At 74.1% G+C, this 15964-nt stretch carries 14 protein-coding genes; 11 read left to right on the plus strand and 3 right to left on the minus strand.

The features are described from left to right. Nucleotides 1–55 precede the first annotated feature (55 nt). Nucleotides 56–2353: an ATP-binding cassette domain-containing protein gene (locus tag IEY94_RS07465; protein ID WP_189169283.1), complete on the minus strand. Its 2298-nt coding sequence runs from the start codon at nt 2351–2353 to the stop codon at nt 56–58. Nucleotides 2354–2401: 48 nt separating this feature from the next. Here IEY94_RS07465 and IEY94_RS07470 point away from each other — a divergent pair, with 48 nt between their 5' ends. Then, the gene (locus tag IEY94_RS07470; RefSeq protein ID WP_189169284.1) at nt 2402–3217 is read left to right on the plus strand and encodes a TetR/AcrR family transcriptional regulator C-terminal domain-containing protein; all 816 of its coding nucleotides are present in this window, start codon (nt 2402–2404) and stop codon (nt 3215–3217) included. Between the two features lie 48 nt (nt 3218–3265). On the opposite strand, the gene IEY94_RS07475 is transcribed toward IEY94_RS07470, so the two are convergent. Further along, on the minus strand, nt 3266–3982 hold the full coding sequence (locus IEY94_RS07475; RefSeq protein ID WP_189169285.1) for a laminin G domain-containing protein: 717 nt from the start codon (nt 3980–3982) through the stop codon (nt 3266–3268). 93 nt (nt 3983–4075) lie between these two features. On the opposite strand from IEY94_RS07475, the gene aroB reads away from it, so the two are divergent. Genes aroB through nusB form a run of 4 tightly spaced genes read left to right on the plus strand, consistent with a single transcriptional unit; the run spans nt 4076 to nt 6657 of the window. Beyond that, on the plus strand, nt 4076–5146 hold the full coding sequence (aroB, locus tag IEY94_RS07480) for a 3-dehydroquinate synthase (RefSeq protein ID WP_189169286.1): 1071 nt from the start codon (nt 4076–4078) through the stop codon (nt 5144–5146). 5 nt (nt 5147–5151) lie between these two features. Continuing rightward, nucleotides 5152–5616 carry a type II 3-dehydroquinate dehydratase gene (gene aroQ, locus IEY94_RS07485; protein WP_189169399.1) on the plus strand — a complete coding sequence of 155 codons (465 nt, stop codon included), beginning with the start codon at nt 5152–5154 and terminating at the stop codon, nt 5614–5616. Between the two features lie 46 nt (nt 5617–5662). Beyond that, complete coding sequence (gene efp, locus IEY94_RS07490) at nt 5663–6223, plus strand: elongation factor P (protein WP_189169287.1); 561 nt, start codon at nt 5663–5665, stop codon at nt 6221–6223. 23 nt (nt 6224–6246) lie between these two features. Further along, a complete protein-coding gene (gene nusB, locus IEY94_RS07495) occupies nt 6247–6657 on the plus strand; it encodes a transcription antitermination factor NusB (RefSeq protein WP_189169400.1) in 411 nt (136 codons plus the stop codon). A 100-nt stretch (nt 6658–6757) separates the two neighbouring features. On the opposite strand, the gene bldD is transcribed toward nusB, so the two are convergent. Beyond that, the gene (bldD, locus tag IEY94_RS07500) at nt 6758–7246 is read right to left on the minus strand and encodes a transcriptional regulator BldD (protein WP_189169288.1); all 489 of its coding nucleotides are present in this window, start codon (nt 7244–7246) and stop codon (nt 6758–6760) included. A gap of 359 nt (nt 7247–7605) precedes the next feature. Here bldD and pyrR point away from each other — a divergent pair, with 359 nt between their 5' ends. From pyrR to IEY94_RS07530, 6 genes are read left to right on the plus strand one after another with little or no spacing between them, the layout of a single operon-like run. Then, complete coding sequence (gene pyrR, locus IEY94_RS07505; protein ID WP_268244823.1) at nt 7606–8172, plus strand: bifunctional pyr operon transcriptional regulator/uracil phosphoribosyltransferase PyrR; 567 nt, start codon at nt 7606–7608, stop codon at nt 8170–8172. Then, complete coding sequence (locus IEY94_RS07510) at nt 8169–9080, plus strand: aspartate carbamoyltransferase catalytic subunit (protein WP_189169290.1); 912 nt, start codon at nt 8169–8171, stop codon at nt 9078–9080. The genes pyrR and IEY94_RS07510 overlap by 4 nt, the downstream gene beginning before the upstream one ends. After that, nucleotides 9077–10396, plus strand: a complete 1320-nt coding sequence (locus IEY94_RS07515) for a dihydroorotase (protein ID WP_189169291.1) — start codon at nt 9077–9079, stop codon at nt 10394–10396. Before IEY94_RS07510 ends, IEY94_RS07515 begins: the two co-directional genes overlap by 4 nt. Continuing rightward, nucleotides 10393–11526: a glutamine-hydrolyzing carbamoyl-phosphate synthase small subunit gene (carA, locus tag IEY94_RS07520; RefSeq protein ID WP_189169292.1), complete on the plus strand. Its 1134-nt coding sequence runs from the start codon at nt 10393–10395 to the stop codon at nt 11524–11526. Before IEY94_RS07515 ends, carA begins: the two co-directional genes overlap by 4 nt. Next, nucleotides 11519–14902, plus strand: a complete 3384-nt coding sequence (carB, locus tag IEY94_RS07525; RefSeq protein WP_189169293.1) for a carbamoyl-phosphate synthase large subunit — start codon at nt 11519–11521, stop codon at nt 14900–14902. The genes carA and carB overlap by 8 nt, the downstream gene beginning before the upstream one ends. After that, nucleotides 14899–15951: a quinone-dependent dihydroorotate dehydrogenase gene (locus tag IEY94_RS07530; protein WP_189169294.1), complete on the plus strand. Its 1053-nt coding sequence runs from the start codon at nt 14899–14901 to the stop codon at nt 15949–15951. Before carB ends, IEY94_RS07530 begins: the two co-directional genes overlap by 4 nt. Nucleotides 15952–15964: the final 13 nt, after the last annotated feature.

Below are 15964 nucleotides of genomic sequence, written 5' to 3' on the forward strand. Positions count from 1 at the left end.
CGGTGCCGCTACCGCCCGTCGCGCGGTAGCGGCACCACCCGCCGGGACCCCGGCGTCAGCCGCCGGCGAGGCGGGCGCGCAGGTGCTTGCCCGTCAGCGTGTCCGCCCCGGCCAGCTCCGCCGGCGTCCCCTCGAACACCACCAGCCCGCCGTCGTGCCCCGCCCCCGGCCCGAGGTCGACCACCCAGTCCGCCCGGGCGATGACGTCGAGGTTGTGCTCGATCACCACCACGGTCCGGCCGCCGTCGACGATCGAGTCGAGCAGGCCGATCAGCATGTCCACGTCGGCCATGTGCAGCCCGGACGTGGGCTCGTCCAGCACGAACACCCCGGCCGTGCCGCCGAGGTGGATGGCCAGCTTGAGCCGCTGCCGCTCGCCGCCGGACAGCGTGTTCAGCGGCTGCCCCAGCGTCAGGTACGGCAGCCCGGCCGCGACCAGCCGGTCCAGCACCGCCCGGATCGGCTTCTCGGTGAAGTGCGCGCGGGCGGCGGCGACCGACATGGCCAGCACGTCGGTGATGGTGGCGCCGCGCAGCCGGTACCCGAGCACCTCCGCGGTGAACCGCCGGCCCTCGCACGCCTCGCAGACGCTGGTCACGCCGCTCATGAACTGCAGGTCGGTGTAGATCAGGCCGAGTCCCTTGCACTCCGGGCAGGCGCCCTCGGAGTTGGCGCTGAACAGGCTCGCCGGCACCCCGTTGGCCTTGGCGAACGCCTTGCGGATGCCGTCGAGCAGCCCGGTGTACGTGGCCGGGTTGGACCGCCGCGAGCCGCGGATGGCCGACTGGTCCACCACCGTCACGTCGGTGGCCCGGGGCAGGTACGTGTGGATCAGGGTGCTCTTGCCCGATCCGGCGACGCCGGTGATCGCGGTGAGCACGCCGCGGGGGATCGAGACGGTGACGTCGCGCAGGTTGTGCCGGTCCGCGCCGCGGATCGTCACCTGCCCGGTCGGCGGCCGGACCGCGGCCTTGACCTCGGTCCGCCGCTCCAGGTGGTCGCCGGTGCGGGTGCCGGCCGCGCGCAGCCCGGCCGGGGTGCCGGCGTACACGACGTGGCCGCCGTCGGCGCCGGCGCCGGGCCCGAGGTCGACGATGTGGTCGGCGATCGCGATGACCTCGGGCTTGTGCTCGACCACCAGGACGGTGTTGCCCTTGTCCCGGAGCTGGCGGAGCAGGTCGTTCATCCGGGCGATGTCGTGCGGGTGCAGGCCGACGGTGGGCTCGTCGAAGACGTACGACACGTCGGTCAGCGCCGAGCCGAGGTGGCGGACCATCTTGACCCGCTGCGCCTCGCCGCCGGACAGCGTGCCCGCCGGCCGGTTCAGCGACAGGTACCCCAGGCCGATCTCGGTGAGGTTGGTCAGCGTGCCGCGCAGGTTGGCGACCATCGGCGCGACCCGGTCGTCGGCGACGCCGGCGAGCCACTCGTTCAGGTCGTCGACCTGGGCGGCGGCGCAGTCGGCGATGCCCCGGCCGGCGACCCGGCAGGCCAGCGCGGCGGCGTGGAGCCGGGCGCCGGCGCAGTCCGGGCAGGTGGTGAACGTGGCCAGCCGCTGCACGGCGGCGCGGATGTGCGGCTGGAGCGCGTCGACGTCCTTGCTCAGGTAGAGCCGGGTGACCTTGGGGATCAGCCCCTCGTAGCTGAGGTTCATCCCGCCGACCCGCAGCTTGGCGTCCGGCCCGTGCAGGAACCGGTCCCACGCGTCGGCGGGGTAGTCGGCGAGCTTGCGGTCGGGGTCGAAGTAGCCCGACTCGGCGAAGATCTTCCAGTACCAGGACCCGACCGTGAAGTTCGGGAACGTGATCGCGCCCTCGTTGAGCGACTTCTCCCGGTCCACCAGCGCGTCGACGTCGACGTCGGAGACCTGGCCGCTGCCCTCGCAGCGCGGGCACATGCCGTGCGGGTCGTTGAACGAGAACAGGTTGGCCGGCCCGACGTGCGGCTCGCCGAGCCGGCTGAAGATGAGCCGGAGCATCGAGTACGCGTCGGTGGCGGTGCCGACGGTGCTGCGGCTGTTGGCGCCCATCCGCTCCTGGTCGACCACGATGGCGGCGCTGAGGTGGCGCAGCGAGTCCACGTCCGGGCGGGCCTGGCTGGGCATGAACGACTGGACGAACGCGGTGTACGTCTCGTTGATGAGCCGCTGCGACTCGGCGGCGATGGTCCCGAACACCAGGCTCGACTTGCCGGACCCGGAGACGCCGGTGAAGACGGTGAGCGCGCGCTTGGGGATGTCGACGTCGACGTTGCGCAGATTGTTCTCGCGCGCGCCGCGCACCTCGATCCGGTCGTGCCGTTCCACGTGGGTCACCTTCCGTCGGGATCTGTTTACAGCGTAATATGATAGCATCAACTTACGCCGTAAACAGATTCGTGACAGCAGGAGGGGTGAGGGTTCATGGTTACCTACGCCGGTCAGGGCGATCCGGTTCGCACGATGGCGCTGCTGTGGGGCGGCCCCGCCGACGCCGGGTCCAAGCCGGGGCCGCGGCCGGCGCTCACCCTCGACGCCGTCGTCGCCGCGGCGATCGGGATCGCCGACGCCGACGGGCTCGCCGAGGTGTCGATGCGCACGGTCGGGGCCAGGCTGGGCAAGTCGGCGATGGCGCTGTACACGTACGTGCCCAGCAAGGCCGAGCTGCTCGACCTCATGGTCGACCGGCTGCTCGCCACCGCCGACCGGGACCTGCCGTACGACCGGGGCTGGCGGGCGGCCGCGGAGGCCAGCGCCCGCGGCGGCTGGGAGTTCCACCTGCGGCACCCGTGGCTGCTGCACATCTCCGGCACCCGGTCGGTGCTCGGGCCGCACGAGCTGGACGCGTACGAGGCCCAGTTGCGCGTCTTCGCCGGCCTCGGCCTGGCCGGGCTGGACGTGGCCCGGCTGGTCGGGATGCTGCACACGTTCGTCCGCGGCGCGGCGGCGGCGATGGCCGAGGCGCGGGCGGCCGAGCGGGCCACCGGCATCAGCGAGGACGACTGGTGGACGGCCCGCGCGGGCTACCTCGAGGACATCGCGAAGGGGCCGGCGTACCGGGAGCGGTACCCGACGATCACCAGCCTGGACCAGCAGGCCGCGTTCGACGTGCCGCAGTCCGACGAGCCGTACCTGGAGCAGCAGGCCCGGGACACGTTCGAGCAGGGCCTGGCGGTGCTGCTCGACGGCATGGAGCGCTTCATCGCCACCCGCGCCGCCGATGCCGGGAAGGCCGGATAGCGGGCGCTGAGCGGGCGGCGACCCCTCGCGCTCAGCGCCCGCGCGGCATCAGCCCCGGCCGATCCAGGCGTCGTCCAGCGCCCCGTGGAACTGGTCGTTGTTGGCCACCGTGCTCTTGCCGCCGAGGCGCACCGGCGAGCCGTTGCGGATCGCCAGCCCGGCCGGGATCCCCACCCGGCCGCGCACCGCGCCGTCGACCAGCACCGTCAGGCTGGCCCGCTCCCGCCGGCACTCCACCGCGTGCCAGCCGCCGTCGGCGACGCTCACCCCGGCGGCGGCCAGGTGCACCCGGCCCGCGCCGGTCCCGACGACCACGCAGCTCGGCCGCCCGGCCGTGCCGTCGACCTGGAGCTTGTACTGGCCGCCGCCGTTGGCGAACCCCTTCTGCAGCACGTTCTCCCCGGCGCCGGTCTGGCTGCGGCGCAGCGCGATCCGGGCGCCCCAGCGCCACGGCGCGGTGCCCGGGTTCAGCCCGGCGCTGTCGGCGGCCTCCAGGACCACCCGCGGGCAGCCGCCGCCCCGGCACTGCGCCGGGAAGACCACCGCCCGGCCGCCGGCCCGCGCGGTGGTCCCGGTCCGGCCGCCGTTTCGGGCGCGCGGCGCCAGCTCCCGGCCGTGGCCGGAGGAGTCCCGGTACCCGCCGCCGGCCAGCGGCGTGTCGAAGGACCAGCTCGCCACGGCGGCGGACCCGGCCCGGGCGGGCGCGGCGGGCGACAGCCCGGCGACGACCGCCATCACGATGAGTGCAATACGTACTTCCCCCATGGAATAACCATGCTCAGGTTGTTACCCTCTCAAACCCGACGAAGCCCACGGGTCGGTGCGGACCTGCCCCGGACCGGATGGTTGGGTGTACGGATGCGAAGCGTGATCGAGGTGGGCGGCCCGCAGCCGTACCGGGTCGTGGTCGGGCGCGGGCTCGCCGCGGAGGTGCCGGGCCTGCTGCCCGGCGCGGCGCGCGCCGCCGTGCTGTACGCCGGGCCGCTCGCCGACCGCGCCGCCGCCGTGGCCGGCGCGCTGGACGCGGCCGGCATCGCCCCGCTGCCGATCGAGGTGCCGGACGCCGAGGCCGGCAAGGACGCCGCGGTCGCCGTCCGCTGCTGGGACGCCCTCGGCGCCGCCGCGTTCACCCGCACCGACGCGGTCGTCGGCGTCGGCGGGGGAGCGGTCACCGACCTGGCCGGCTTCGTCGCCGCCGCCTGGCTGCGCGGGGTGCGCTGGGTGCCGGTCGCGTCCAGCCTGCTCGGCATGGTCGACGCCGCGGTCGGGGGCAAGACCGGGATCAACACAGCCGCCGGCAAGAACCTCGTCGGCGCCTTCCACCCGCCCGCCGGCGTGCTGGCCGATCTGGACCTGCTGGACACGCTGCCGCCGGCCGACCTGCGGGCCGGGCTGGCCGAGGTGGTCAAGTGCGGATTCATCGCCGACCCGGCCATCCTGGACCTGGTGGAGCGGGACCCGGCCGCGGCCGCCGACCCCGGCCACCCGGCGCTCGCCGAGCTGGTCGAGCGGGCCATCCGGGTGAAGGCCGACGTGGTCGCGGGCGACCTGCGCGAGGCCGGGCGGCGGGAGATCCTCAACTACGGGCACACCCTCGGGCACGCGATCGAGCACGTCGAGGGGTACCGCTGGCGGCACGGCGACGCGGTCGCCGTCGGCTGCGCGTACGCCGCGGCGCTCGGCCGGGCCGCCGGCCGGCTGGACCCGGCCACCGCCGACCGGCACGCCGCCGTGCTGGCCGGGCTGGGGCTGCCGGTGACGTACGCGGCGGACGCCTGGCCGGCGCTGCGCGCGGCGATGTCCGTGGACAAGAAGGCCCGCGGCGGTACGCTCCGGTTCGTCGTGCTGGACGGGCTGGCCCGGCCGGGCATCCTCGCCGGCCCGGCCGAGGAGCTGCTGGCCCGGGCGTATGCGGAGGTGGCGGCGTGACGCCGGTGCTCGTGTTGAACGGGGTCAACCTGGGCCGGCTGGGCAGCCGGCAGACCGACATCTACGGCCTCACCTCGTACGCCGAGCTGGCGGCTCTGTGCGAGCGCACCGGCGCCGCCCACGGCCTGGCCGTCGAGGTGCGGCAGACCGACGCCGAGCACGAGCTGGTCGGCTGGCTGCACGGCGCCGCCGACGCGGGCACGCCGGTGGTGCTGAACCCGGCCGCCTGGTCGCACTACTCGATCGCCGTCCGGGACGCCTGCGCGCTGCTGACCGCCCCGCTGGTCGAGGTGCACCTGTCCAACATCCACGCCCGGGAGGCGTTCCGGCACCACTCGGTCGTCTCGGCCGTGGCGGCCGGGGTGATCTGCGGCCTGGGCGTGGACGGGTACGTCCTCGCCCTCACCCACCTGGCCCGGCGGCTCGGCGCCGCGCAGGGTGGTGCGGCGGACGGGCGCCCGCGCGGCTAGAATTCTGGCCGTTCGTGCCCACACACCGAAGGACGGCCCGCCCAACATGGCTTCCACCAACGATCTGAAGAACGGCATGGTGCTCAACCTCGACAAGGAGCTGTGGTCCGTTGTCGAGTTCCAGCACGTGAAGCCGGGTAAGGGCCCTGCCTTCGTCCGCACCACGCTCAAGCACGTGCTGAGCGGCAAGGTGGTGGACAAGACGTTCAACGCGGGCACCAAGGTCGAGACCGCCACCGTCGACAAGCGGACGATGCAGTTCCTGTACGCCGAGGCCAACGGCGACTTCATCTTCATGGACCTGGACACCTACGACCAGATCCACATCCCGGCGGCGACCGTCGGCGACGCGAAGAACTACCTGCTGCCCGAGGCCAACGCCACGGTCGCCACCCACGAGGGCGTCGTGCTGTACGTCGAGCTGCCCACCTCGGTCATGCTGGAGGTCACGTACACCGAGCCGGGCCTGCAGGGCGACCGGTCCACCGGCGGCACCAAGCCGGCGACCGTGCAGACCGGGGCGGAGATCCAGGTCCCGCTGTTCATCAGCACCGGCGAGAAGGTCAAGGTCGACACGCGCGACGGCCGCTACCTCGGCCGTTCCTGATGCCGGAGGGCCCCGGGGTGCAGATGCCCGCGCGGCGCAAGGCGCGCAAGCGGGCACTGGACGTGCTCTACCAGGCCGACCTGCGGGACGAACCGGTCGCGCCGCTCCTCGCCGACTACGTGGCCCGGCTCACGCCGCCGCTGCCGGAGCACCTCGGCTACGCCATCGGGCTGGTCGAGGGCGTAGCCGAGCGGCTCGACCGGATCGACGAGGTGATCTCCACGTACGCCGAGGGGTGGACGCTGGAGCGGATGCCGGTGGTCGACCGGAACCTGGCCCGGATCGCCACGTACGAGCTGCTGTGGGTCGACGAGATCGACGACGCGGTGGCGATCACCGAGGCGGTGGAGCTGGCCCGGCAGATGTCCACGGACGACTCGCCGCGCTTCCTCAACGGCGTGCTGGGCCGGATCGCCGAGTACGCCACCCGCTGACCGCGCCGGCGGACGCCGGACACGCGGAAGGCCCGGACCGGCGCTGCCGGTGCGGGCCTTCCGCGATTCGGGTGGTGCGGTGGCGCGGTGGTGCGTCGGCTCAGGAGCCGAAGAACGCGCGCGGGTCGGCGACCAGCACGCCCTGCTCGCTCAGCCGCTCGATGAGGCCGGAGGGCGAGATGTCGTACACGATCGCCAGCGCGCGCAGGTCGTCGGCGCGGATCGAGAGGACCCGGCCGTTGTAGTCGCCCCGCTGCTGCTGGATCGCCCGCGCGTACCGGGCGACGTAGGCGAGATCCTCCGACGCCTGGTCGTACAGCTTCTCCAGGTCGAGGACGATCTTGTTGGTGGCCTCCTGCCGGATGCCGCTGCTGTCGGGCAGCAGCTCCGCGACGGGAACCCGGTAGAAGTCGGCCAGTTCGGCGAGGCGGGACACGGTGACCGCACGGTCGCCCCGCTCGTACGAGCCGACGACGACGGCCTTCCAGCGCCCGTTCGACTTCTCCTCCACCCCCTGCAGGGATAGGCCCTGCTGCTGGCGGATGGAGCGCAGTCGCGCGCCCAAGGACTTGGCGTACTCAGAGGGCATCGAGATACTCCCAGTGCTGCCCGGGGGGTCACCCCCAGCTACTCGCTACGGAGCGTGACGGTACGGGCCGGAGCACATGAGGTCAAGTGTGCGAGACAGATCAATGCAATATCGCGTTCGGCGCGTCGCCGCTTCCGCCGTCCGGATGGCTTGGGGAGGCCCATTCGGCGACCATGATCGCATGCTGCTACGGTGTGCCCGGCTTCGACCACGCGCCGGTCCCCCGGCCGCGGCGGCGGAGCCGCTGTGAGCTGCGTTACCGCACGTACACCCCGGCACACCGCCGGAAGTGGCACGGCCGGTGACGATACCGACATCCTTTAACGACCCGTCCCGTGAGGCGGGGAAGGAGGTCCGCCTTGGCCTACCCCGAGGCTGCCCGCGACCACGGGAAGGTGATTCTCGCCGCCCCGGAGATCCAGCGCATGGTCGACCGGCTGGCCCACCAGATCCTCGAGAAGACCGCCGGCGCCACGGACACTGTCCTGTTCGGCATCCCCACCAGGGGGGTACCGCTCGCCCGCCGGCTCGCCGCCCGGCTGCGCGCTTTCGAGGACATCGAGGTCCCCGTCGGCACCCTGGACGTCACCGCCTGCCGGGACGACCGGGACCTGCGCCCCACCGGCGGCCGGCACGCCCCCACCGAGGTGCCGCCCGGCGGCGTGGACGGCCGGCGGCTGATCCTCGTCGACGACGTCCTCTGCTCCGGCCGCACCGTCCGGGCCGCGCTGGACGCGCTCCAGCAGCTCGGCCGCCCGGCCTCGGTGCAGCTCGCCGTCCTGGTCGACCGGGGGCACCGCGAGCTGCCGATCCGCGCCGACTACGTCGGCAAGAACATCCCGACCGCGCTGCGCGAGACCGTCCGCGTCGCGCTGGTCGAGGTCGACCCCCGCGACGAGGTACGTCTCCACGGAGGAGCCGCGTGATCGAGCACCTGCTGTCCGCCGCCGACCTGTCCGCCGCCGACGCCACCGCCCTGCTCGACCGGGCCGCCGCGCACGCCGCGGGCACCGCCCCGGCCCGGCCGCTGACCGGCCGGACCGTGATCAACCTCTTCTACGAGGACTCCACCCGGACCCGGTTCTCCTTCGACACCGCGGCCCGCCGGCTCGGCGCCGGCGTGGTCAACTTCGTCGCCAAGGGCACCAGCGTCGGCAAGGGCGAGTCGCTCAAGGACACCGCCTGGACCCTGGCCGCCATGGGCGCCGACGCGGTGATCTGCCGGCACTCCGCCTCCGGCGCCCCGCACCGGCTCGCCGGCTGGCTCGGCGCCGCGGTGATCAACGCCGGCGACGGCACGCACGAGCACCCGACCCAGGCGCTGCTGGACGCGTACACGATCCGGCAGCGGCTCGGCCGGGTCGCCGGGCTGCGGGTGGCGATCGTCGGCGACGTCCGGCACTCCCGGGTGGCCCGGTCCAACGCCCTGCTGCTGTCCACCCTCGGCGCCAAGGTGGTCCTGGTCGGCCCGCCGACCCTGGTCCCGCACGCCGGCCACGTCCCGGTCGCCGGCGTCGAGGTCGCGTACGACCTGGACGCGGTCCTGCCCGACGTCGACGTGGTGATGATGCTGCGGGTCCAGCACGAGCGGATGGGCGCGTCGTTCTTCCCGTCGGTGCGCGAGTACTCCCGCCGGTACGGCCTGACCGTCGACCGGTTCGACCGGCTCGCCGACCACGCCATCGTCATGCACCCCGGCCCGATGAACCGCGGCGTCGAGATCGACGGCACGGTCGCCGACTCGGCCCGGTCCACCATCGTCGACCAGGTCGCCAACGGGGTCTACACCCGGATGGCGGTCCTGGACCTCCTCCTGGAAGGGCGCGGCCAGTGAACCACCACCTGATCAGGGGAGCCCGGATCGCCGGCGGCGAGCCCGTCGACCTGCTGCTGCGCGACGGCGTCGTCGCCGGGGTGGGCAGCGGCCTGTCCGCCGCCGGCGCCACGGTCGTCGACGCCGACGGGCTGATCGCCCTGCCCGGCCTGGTCGACCTGCACACCCACCTGCGCGAGCCCGGCCGGGAGGACGCCGAGACCGTCGAGTCCGGCAGCCGCGCCGCGGCCCTCGGCGGGTACACCGCCGTCTGCGCCATGGCCAACACCGACCCGGTCGCCGACAACCCGGCCGTGGTCGAGCAGGTGTGGCGGCGCGGCCGCGAGGTCGGCCTGGTGGACGTCCAGCCGATCGGCGCGGTCAGCGTCGGCCTGGCCGGGCAGCGGCTGGCCGCGCTCGGCGACATGGCCGACTCGCCCGCCCGGGTGCGGATCTTCTCCGACGACGGCATCTGCGTGCACGACCCGCAGCTCATGCGCCGCGCGCTGGAGTACGTCAAGGCGTTCGACGGGATCATCGCCCAGCACGCCGAGGAGCCCCGGCTCACCGAGGGCGCCCAGATGCACGAGGGCGAGGTGTCGGCCCGGCTCGGTCTGGGCGGCTGGCCCGCGGTCGCCGAGGAGGCGATCATCGCCCGGGACGTGCTGCTCGCCGAGCACGTCGACTCGCGGCTGCACGTCTGCCACGTCTCCACCGCCGGCTCGGTCGACATCCTGCGGCACGCCCGCAACCGCCCGTGGGTGAACCGCGGCGCGATCCCGCGGGTGACCGCCGAGGTGTGCCCGCACCACCTGCTGCTCACCCACGAGCGGGCCGGCACCTACGACCCGGTGTACAAGGTCAACCCGCCGCTGCGCACCGACGCCGACGTCGCCGCGCTGCGCCGGGCCCTGGTCGACGGCGTCATCGACGTCGTCGCCACCGACCACGCCCCGCACGCCTCGCACGACAAGGAGTGCGAGTGGGCCGCCGCCCGGCCCGGCATGCTCGGGCTGGAGACCGCCCTGTCGATCGTCCTGCACGCGCTGCGCGCCGAGGGGCTGGCCGAGCGGGCGCTGTGGGAGCTGGTCGCCCAGCGGATGTCCCGCGCCCCGGCCCGCATCGCCGGCCTGGACGAGCACGGGCACGACCCGGCCCCCGGCCGCCCGGCCAACCTCACCCTGGTCGACCCCGAAGCCACCCGGCTGATCGACGCGCGCGCGCTCGCCAGCCGAAGCCGCAACACCCCGTACGCCGGGTTGAAACTGCCCGGCCGCATCGTCGCGACGTTCCTGCGCGGAACGCCGACGGTCCTGAACGGAAAGGCCAGTAGGTGACACGGGAAGCGATTCTCGTCCTGGAGGACGGGCGCACGTTCGTCGGCGAGGCGTACGGGGCGGTGGGGGAGACGTTCGGCGAGGCCGTGTTCAGCACGGCCATGACCGGGTACCAGGAGACCCTCACCGACCCGTCGTACCACCGGCAGGTCGTCGTCCAGACCGCGCCGCACATCGGCAACACGGGCGTCAACGGCGAGGACGACGAGTCCGACCGGTTCTGGGTGGCCGGGTACGTCGTCCGCGACCCGAGCCCGCGGGCCGCCAACTGGCGGGCCACCGGCGAGCTGGGCGACCGGCTGGCCGCCGAGGGCGTGGTCGGCATCGCCGGCATCGACACCCGGGCGCTGACCCGGCACCTGCGCGAGCGCGGGGCGATGCGGGTCGGCGTGGCCAGCGACGGCACCGACGCGGCGACGCTGCTGGACCGGGTGCGGCAGGCGCCGCCGATGGCCGGCGCGGACCTGTCCGCCGAGGTGACCACCGCGCGGCCGTACACGGTCGCGGCCGACGGCGAGCACCGGTACACCGTCGCCGCGCTGGACCTGGGCATCAAGCGCAACGTGACCCGCCGGCTGGCCGCCCGCGGCGTCACCACGCACGTGCTGCCGGCGTCGTCCACGATCGACGACCTGCTGGCCGCCGGCGCGGACGCGGTGTTCCTCTCGCCCGGGCCGGGCGACCCGGCGACCGCCGACCACCCGGTCGCGCTCGCGACGGAGGTGCTGCGCCGGGGGATCCCGCTGTTCGGGATCTGCTTCGGCAGCCAGCTCCTCGGCCGGGCGCTGGGCTTCGGCACGTACAAGCTCGGCTACGGGCACCGCGGGATCAACCAGCCGGTGCTCGACCGGACCACCGGCAAGGTCGAGGTGACCGCGCACAACCACGGCTTCGCCGTGCAGGCGCCGGTCGACGCGGTCGCCGAGACCCCCTTCGGGCGGGTCGAGGTCAGCCACGTCTGCCTCAACGACGGCGTGGTGGAGGGCCTGCGGGCGCTGGACACCCCGGCGTTCACGGTCCAGTACCACCCGGAGGCGGCGGCCGGGCCGCGCGACGCCGACTACCTGTTCGACCGCTTCCGCGACCTGATCGAGGGGCGGGCACAGCAGAAGGGGGCCGGGCATGCCTAAGCGCACCGACCTGCAGCACATCCTGGTCATCGGCTCGGGGCCGATCGTCATCGGCCAGGCGTGCGAGTTCGACTACTCCGGCACCCAGGCGTGCCGGGTGCTGCGCGCCGAGGGGCTGCGCGTCTCGCTGGTCAACTCCAACCCGGCGACGATCATGACGGACCCGGAGTTCGCCGACGCCACGTACGTCGAGCCGATCACCCCGGAGTTCGTGGAGAAGGTGATCGCCCGGGAGCGGCCGGACGCGATCCTGCCCACCCTGGGCGGGCAGACCGCGCTGAACACCGCTGTCGCGCTGCACGAGGCCGGCGTCCTGGACAAGTACGGCGTGGAGCTGATCGGCGCCAACATCGAGGCGATCCGCCGCGGCGAGGACCGGCAGCTCTTCAAGGAGGTCGTGGCCGCCGCGGGCGCCCGGGTCGGGCTGACCGGCGACCTGGTGCCGCGCAGCCGGGTGTGCCACTCGATGGACGAGGTCCGGGCCACGGTCGCCGACCTCGGCCTGCCGGTGGTGATCCGGCCGTCGTTCACGATGGGCGGCCTCGGCTCCGGGATGGCGCACACCGACGCCGAGCTGGAGCGGATCGCCGGCGCCGGCCTGGCCGCCTCCCCGGTGCACGAGGTGCTGATCGAGGAGAGCGTGCTCGGCTGGAAGGAGTACGAGCTGGAGCTGATGCGCGACCGCCGGGACAACGTGGTGGTCGTCTGCTCGATCGAGAACGTCGACCCGATGGGCGTGCACACCGGCGACTCGGTGACCGTGGCGCCGGCGATGACGCTGACCGACCGGGAGTACCAGGGGCTGCGCGACCTCGGCATCGCCGTGCTGCGCGAGGTCGGCGTGGACACCGGCGGCTGCAACATCCAGTTCGCGGTGAACCCGCGGGACGGCCGGCTGGTCGTCATCGAGATGAACCCGCGGGTGTCCCGCTCCTCGGCGCTGGCCTCCAAGGCGACCGGCTTCCCGATCGCCAAGATCGCGGCGAAGCTGGCCATCGGGTACACGCTGGACGAGATCCCCAACGACATCACCCGCAGGACGCCGGCGGCGTTCGAGCCGGCGCTGGACTACGTGGTGGTGAAGATCCCGCGGTTCGCGTTCGAGAAGTTCCCCGGCGCGGACGCCGAGCTGACCACGACGATGAAGTCGGTCGGCGAGGCGATGAGCCTGGGCCGCAACTTCGCCGAGGCGCTGAACAAGGCCATGCGCTCGATGGAGACCAGGGCGGCCGGCTTCTGGACCCGCCCCGACCCGGCCGACGCCACGGTGGAGAACACCCTGGCGGCGCTGCGGGTGCCGCACGACGGCCGGCTGTACACGGTCGAGCGGGCGCTGCGGCTGGGCGCCACCATCGCGCAGGTCGCCGAGGCCAGCGGCGGGATCGACCCGTGGTTCCTGGACCAGATCGCCGGGCTGATCGCGCTCCGCGAGGAGATCGTCGCCGCGCCGGTGCTGGACCTGCCGCTGCTGCGCCGGGCCAAGCGGTCCGGGCTGTCCGACCGGCAGGTGGCCGCGCTGCGGCCGGAGTTCGCCGGCGAGGACGGGGTGCGCCGGCTGCGGCTGCGGCTGGGCCTGCGGCCGGTGTACAAGACGGTGGACACCTGCGCGGCCGAGTTCGCGGCGGACACGCCGTACCACTACTCGACGTACGACGCCGAGACCGAGGTGGCGCCGTCGGCCCGGCCGAAGGTGCTGATCCTCGGCTCGGGGCCGAACCGGATCGGGCAGGGCATCGAGTTCGACTACTCGTGCGTGCACGCGGTGATGGCGCTGCGCGCCGCCGCCCGCCCCGGCGCCGGGTACGAGACCGTGATGGTCAACTGCAACCCGGAGACGGTGTCGACCGACTACGACACCGCCGACCGGCTGTACTTCGAGCCGCTCACCTTCGAGGACGTGCTGGCCGTCTGGCACGCCGAGGACACCTCCGGCAAAGAGGCCGGCGGGCCGGGCGTGGTCGGGGTGATCGTCCAGCTCGGCGGGCAGACCCCGCTGGGCCTGGCCCGGCGGCTCAAGGCCGCGGGCGTGCCGATCGTCGGCACCACCCCGGAGTCGATCCACCTGGCCGAGGAGCGGGGCGCGTTCGGCGCGCTGCTGACCCGGGCCGGGCTGCGCGCGCCCGCGCACGGCACGGCGGTCAGCTTCGCCCAGGCCAAGGCCATCGCCGACGACATCGGCTACCCGGTCCTGGTCCGCCCGTCGTACGTGCTCGGCGGCCGCGGCATGGAGATCGTCTACGACGAGCCGACGCTGGCCGACTACATCGGCCGGGCCACCGAGGTCTCGCCGGAGCACCCGGTGCTGGTCGACCGGTTCCTCGACGACGCGATCGAGATCGACGTGGACGCGCTGTGCGACGCCACCGGCGAGGTGTACCTCGGCGGGGTGATGGAGCACATCGAGGAGGCCGGCGTGCACTCCGGCGACTCGTCCTGCGCGCTGCCGCCGATCACCCTCGGCGCCAGCCACATCGAGCAGGTCCGGCTGTACACCGAGGAGATCGCCCGCGGCATCGGCGTGCGCGGCCTGCTCAACGTCCAGTACGCGCTCAAGGACGACCAGCTCTACGTGCTGGAGGCCAACCCGCGGGCGTCCCGGACGGTGCCGTTCGTCTCCAAGGCCACGGCCGTCCCGCTGGCCAAGGCGGCCGCCCGGATCATGCTCGGCGCCACCATCGGCCAGCTCCGCGCCGAGGGGATGCTGCTGCCGGCGGCGCCCGGCTTCGGCGAGCGCTCCGGCCCGGACGGGGCGGACCTGCCCGCGTCGGCGCCGGTGGCGGTGAAGCAGGCGGTGCTGCCGTTCAAGCGGTTCCGCACGCCCGCCGGCAAGGGGGTGGACTCGCTGCTCGGACCGGAGATGAAGTCCACCGGCGAGGTGATGGGCATCGACACCGAGTTCGGCCACGCCTTCGCCAAGAGCCAGTCCGCGGCGTACGGGTCGATGGCCACCGCCGGGAAGATCTTCGTGTCGATCGCCAACCGGGACAAGCGCGGCATGCTGTTCCCGATCAAGCGGCTGGCCGACCTCGGCTTCGAGATCGTCGCCACCAGCGGCACCGGCGAGGTGCTGCGCCGGCACGGCATCGACTGCGAGATCATCCGCAAGCACTACGAGGGCGGCAGCGGCCGGGACGCGGTAGCGCTGATCGGCTCGGGCGAGGTCTGCCTGGTGATCAACACACCGCAGGGGTCGGGGGCGCCGGCGCGCTCGGACGGGTACGAGATCCGCAGCGCCGCCGTCACCGCCGACATCCCGTGCATCACCACCGTGCCCGGCGTGGCCGCGGCGGTGATGGGGATCGAGGCGCTGATCCGCGGCGACATGACCGTCCGGCCGCTCCAGGAGCTGCACGCCAGCCTCCGGGCGCAGCCGTGACGGTGTTCGAGCGGCTCGTCCGCCCGGCGCTGTTCCGGCTCGGCGGCGGCGACGCCGAGACCGCGCACGAGTGGACGCTGGCCCGGCTGGCGGGGCTCGCCCGCCGGCCGGCGCTGCTGCGCGCGCTCGCCGCCCGGTACGCCGTCGCCGCCCCGCGCACGGTGTTCGGGGTGCGCTTCCCCAACGCCGTCGGCCTGGCCGCCGGGATGGACAAGAACGGGGTGGCGCTGCCGGCCTGGCCGGCGCTGGGCTTCGGCTTCGTCGAGGTCGGCACGGTCACCCGGCACGCCCAGCCCGGCAACGACCGGCCGCGGCTGTTCCGGCTGGTGGACAGCGCCGCGGTGGTCAACCGGATGGGCTTCAACAACGCCGGCGCCGACGCGCTGGCGGCCCGCCTGGCGGCCCTGCCGGCCCCGCTGGGGGTGCCGCTGGGGGTCTCGCTGGGCAAGTCCAAGGCGACGCCGCTGGAGGAGGCGGTCGAGGACTACCTGTACTCGTACGACGCCCTGGCCGCGCACGCCGACTACATCGCGGTGAACGTCTCCTCGCCGAACACCCCCGGCCTGCGCGCCCTGCAGGACCGGGACAGCCTGGACGCGCTGCTCGCGGCCCTGGTCGGGCGCCCGGTGCCCGGCCGGGCCGGCGGGCCGCCGCCGGTGCTGGTCAAGCTCGCCCCGGACCTGACCGACGCGGCGATCGCCGACGCGCTGGCCGTCTGCACGGCCCGCGGGGCGGCCGGGGTGATCGCCACCAACACCACGCTGTCCCGGGACGGCCTGGCCGCGGCCGACGCCGGCCGGGCGGCCGAGGCGGGCGGGCTGTCCGGCGCGCCGCTGGCCGCCCGGGCGCGCGCGGTGGTGGCGTTCATCCACCGGGAGACCGGCGGCGCGCTGCCGGTGGTCGGGGTGGGCGGCATCCTCGCCGCCGACGACGCCGCCCGGCTGCTGGACGCCGGGGCGGCGCTGGTGCAGGTGTACTCCGGATTCATCTACCGGGGGCCGGCGCTGGTCCGCGCGGCCGCCGCCCGGGCCGGGTCCGGGCGGCCGTGACGGGGGCCCGGTC

The sequence above is a fragment of the Pilimelia anulata genome (genome assembly GCF_014647895.1).
GTDB lineage: Bacteria > Actinomycetota > Actinomycetes > Mycobacteriales > Micromonosporaceae > Pilimelia > Pilimelia anulata.

Bases quoted from the DNA above. Each gene is read 5' to 3' on its own strand.
- IEY94_RS07465 (WP_189169283.1), bottom strand. From the start codon at position 2,353: ATGCTATCATATTACGCTGTAAACAGATCCCGACGGAAGGTGACCCAC.
- IEY94_RS07470 (WP_189169284.1), top strand. From the start codon at position 2,402: ATGGTTACCTACGCCGGTCAGGGCGATCCGGTTCGCACGATGGCGCTG.
- IEY94_RS07475 (WP_189169285.1), bottom strand. From the start codon at position 3,982: ATGGGGGAAGTACGTATTGCACTCATCGTGATGGCGGTCGTCGCCGGG.
- aroB (WP_189169286.1), top strand. From the start codon at position 4,076: ATGCGAAGCGTGATCGAGGTGGGCGGCCCGCAGCCGTACCGGGTCGTG.
- efp (WP_189169287.1), top strand. From the start codon at position 5,663: ATGGCTTCCACCAACGATCTGAAGAACGGCATGGTGCTCAACCTCGAC.
- nusB (WP_189169400.1), top strand. From the start codon at position 6,247: ATGCCCGCGCGGCGCAAGGCGCGCAAGCGGGCACTGGACGTGCTCTAC.
- bldD (WP_189169288.1), bottom strand. From the start codon at position 7,246: ATGCCCTCTGAGTACGCCAAGTCCTTGGGCGCGCGACTGCGCTCCATC.
- carB (WP_189169293.1), top strand. From the start codon at position 11,519: ATGCCTAAGCGCACCGACCTGCAGCACATCCTGGTCATCGGCTCGGGG.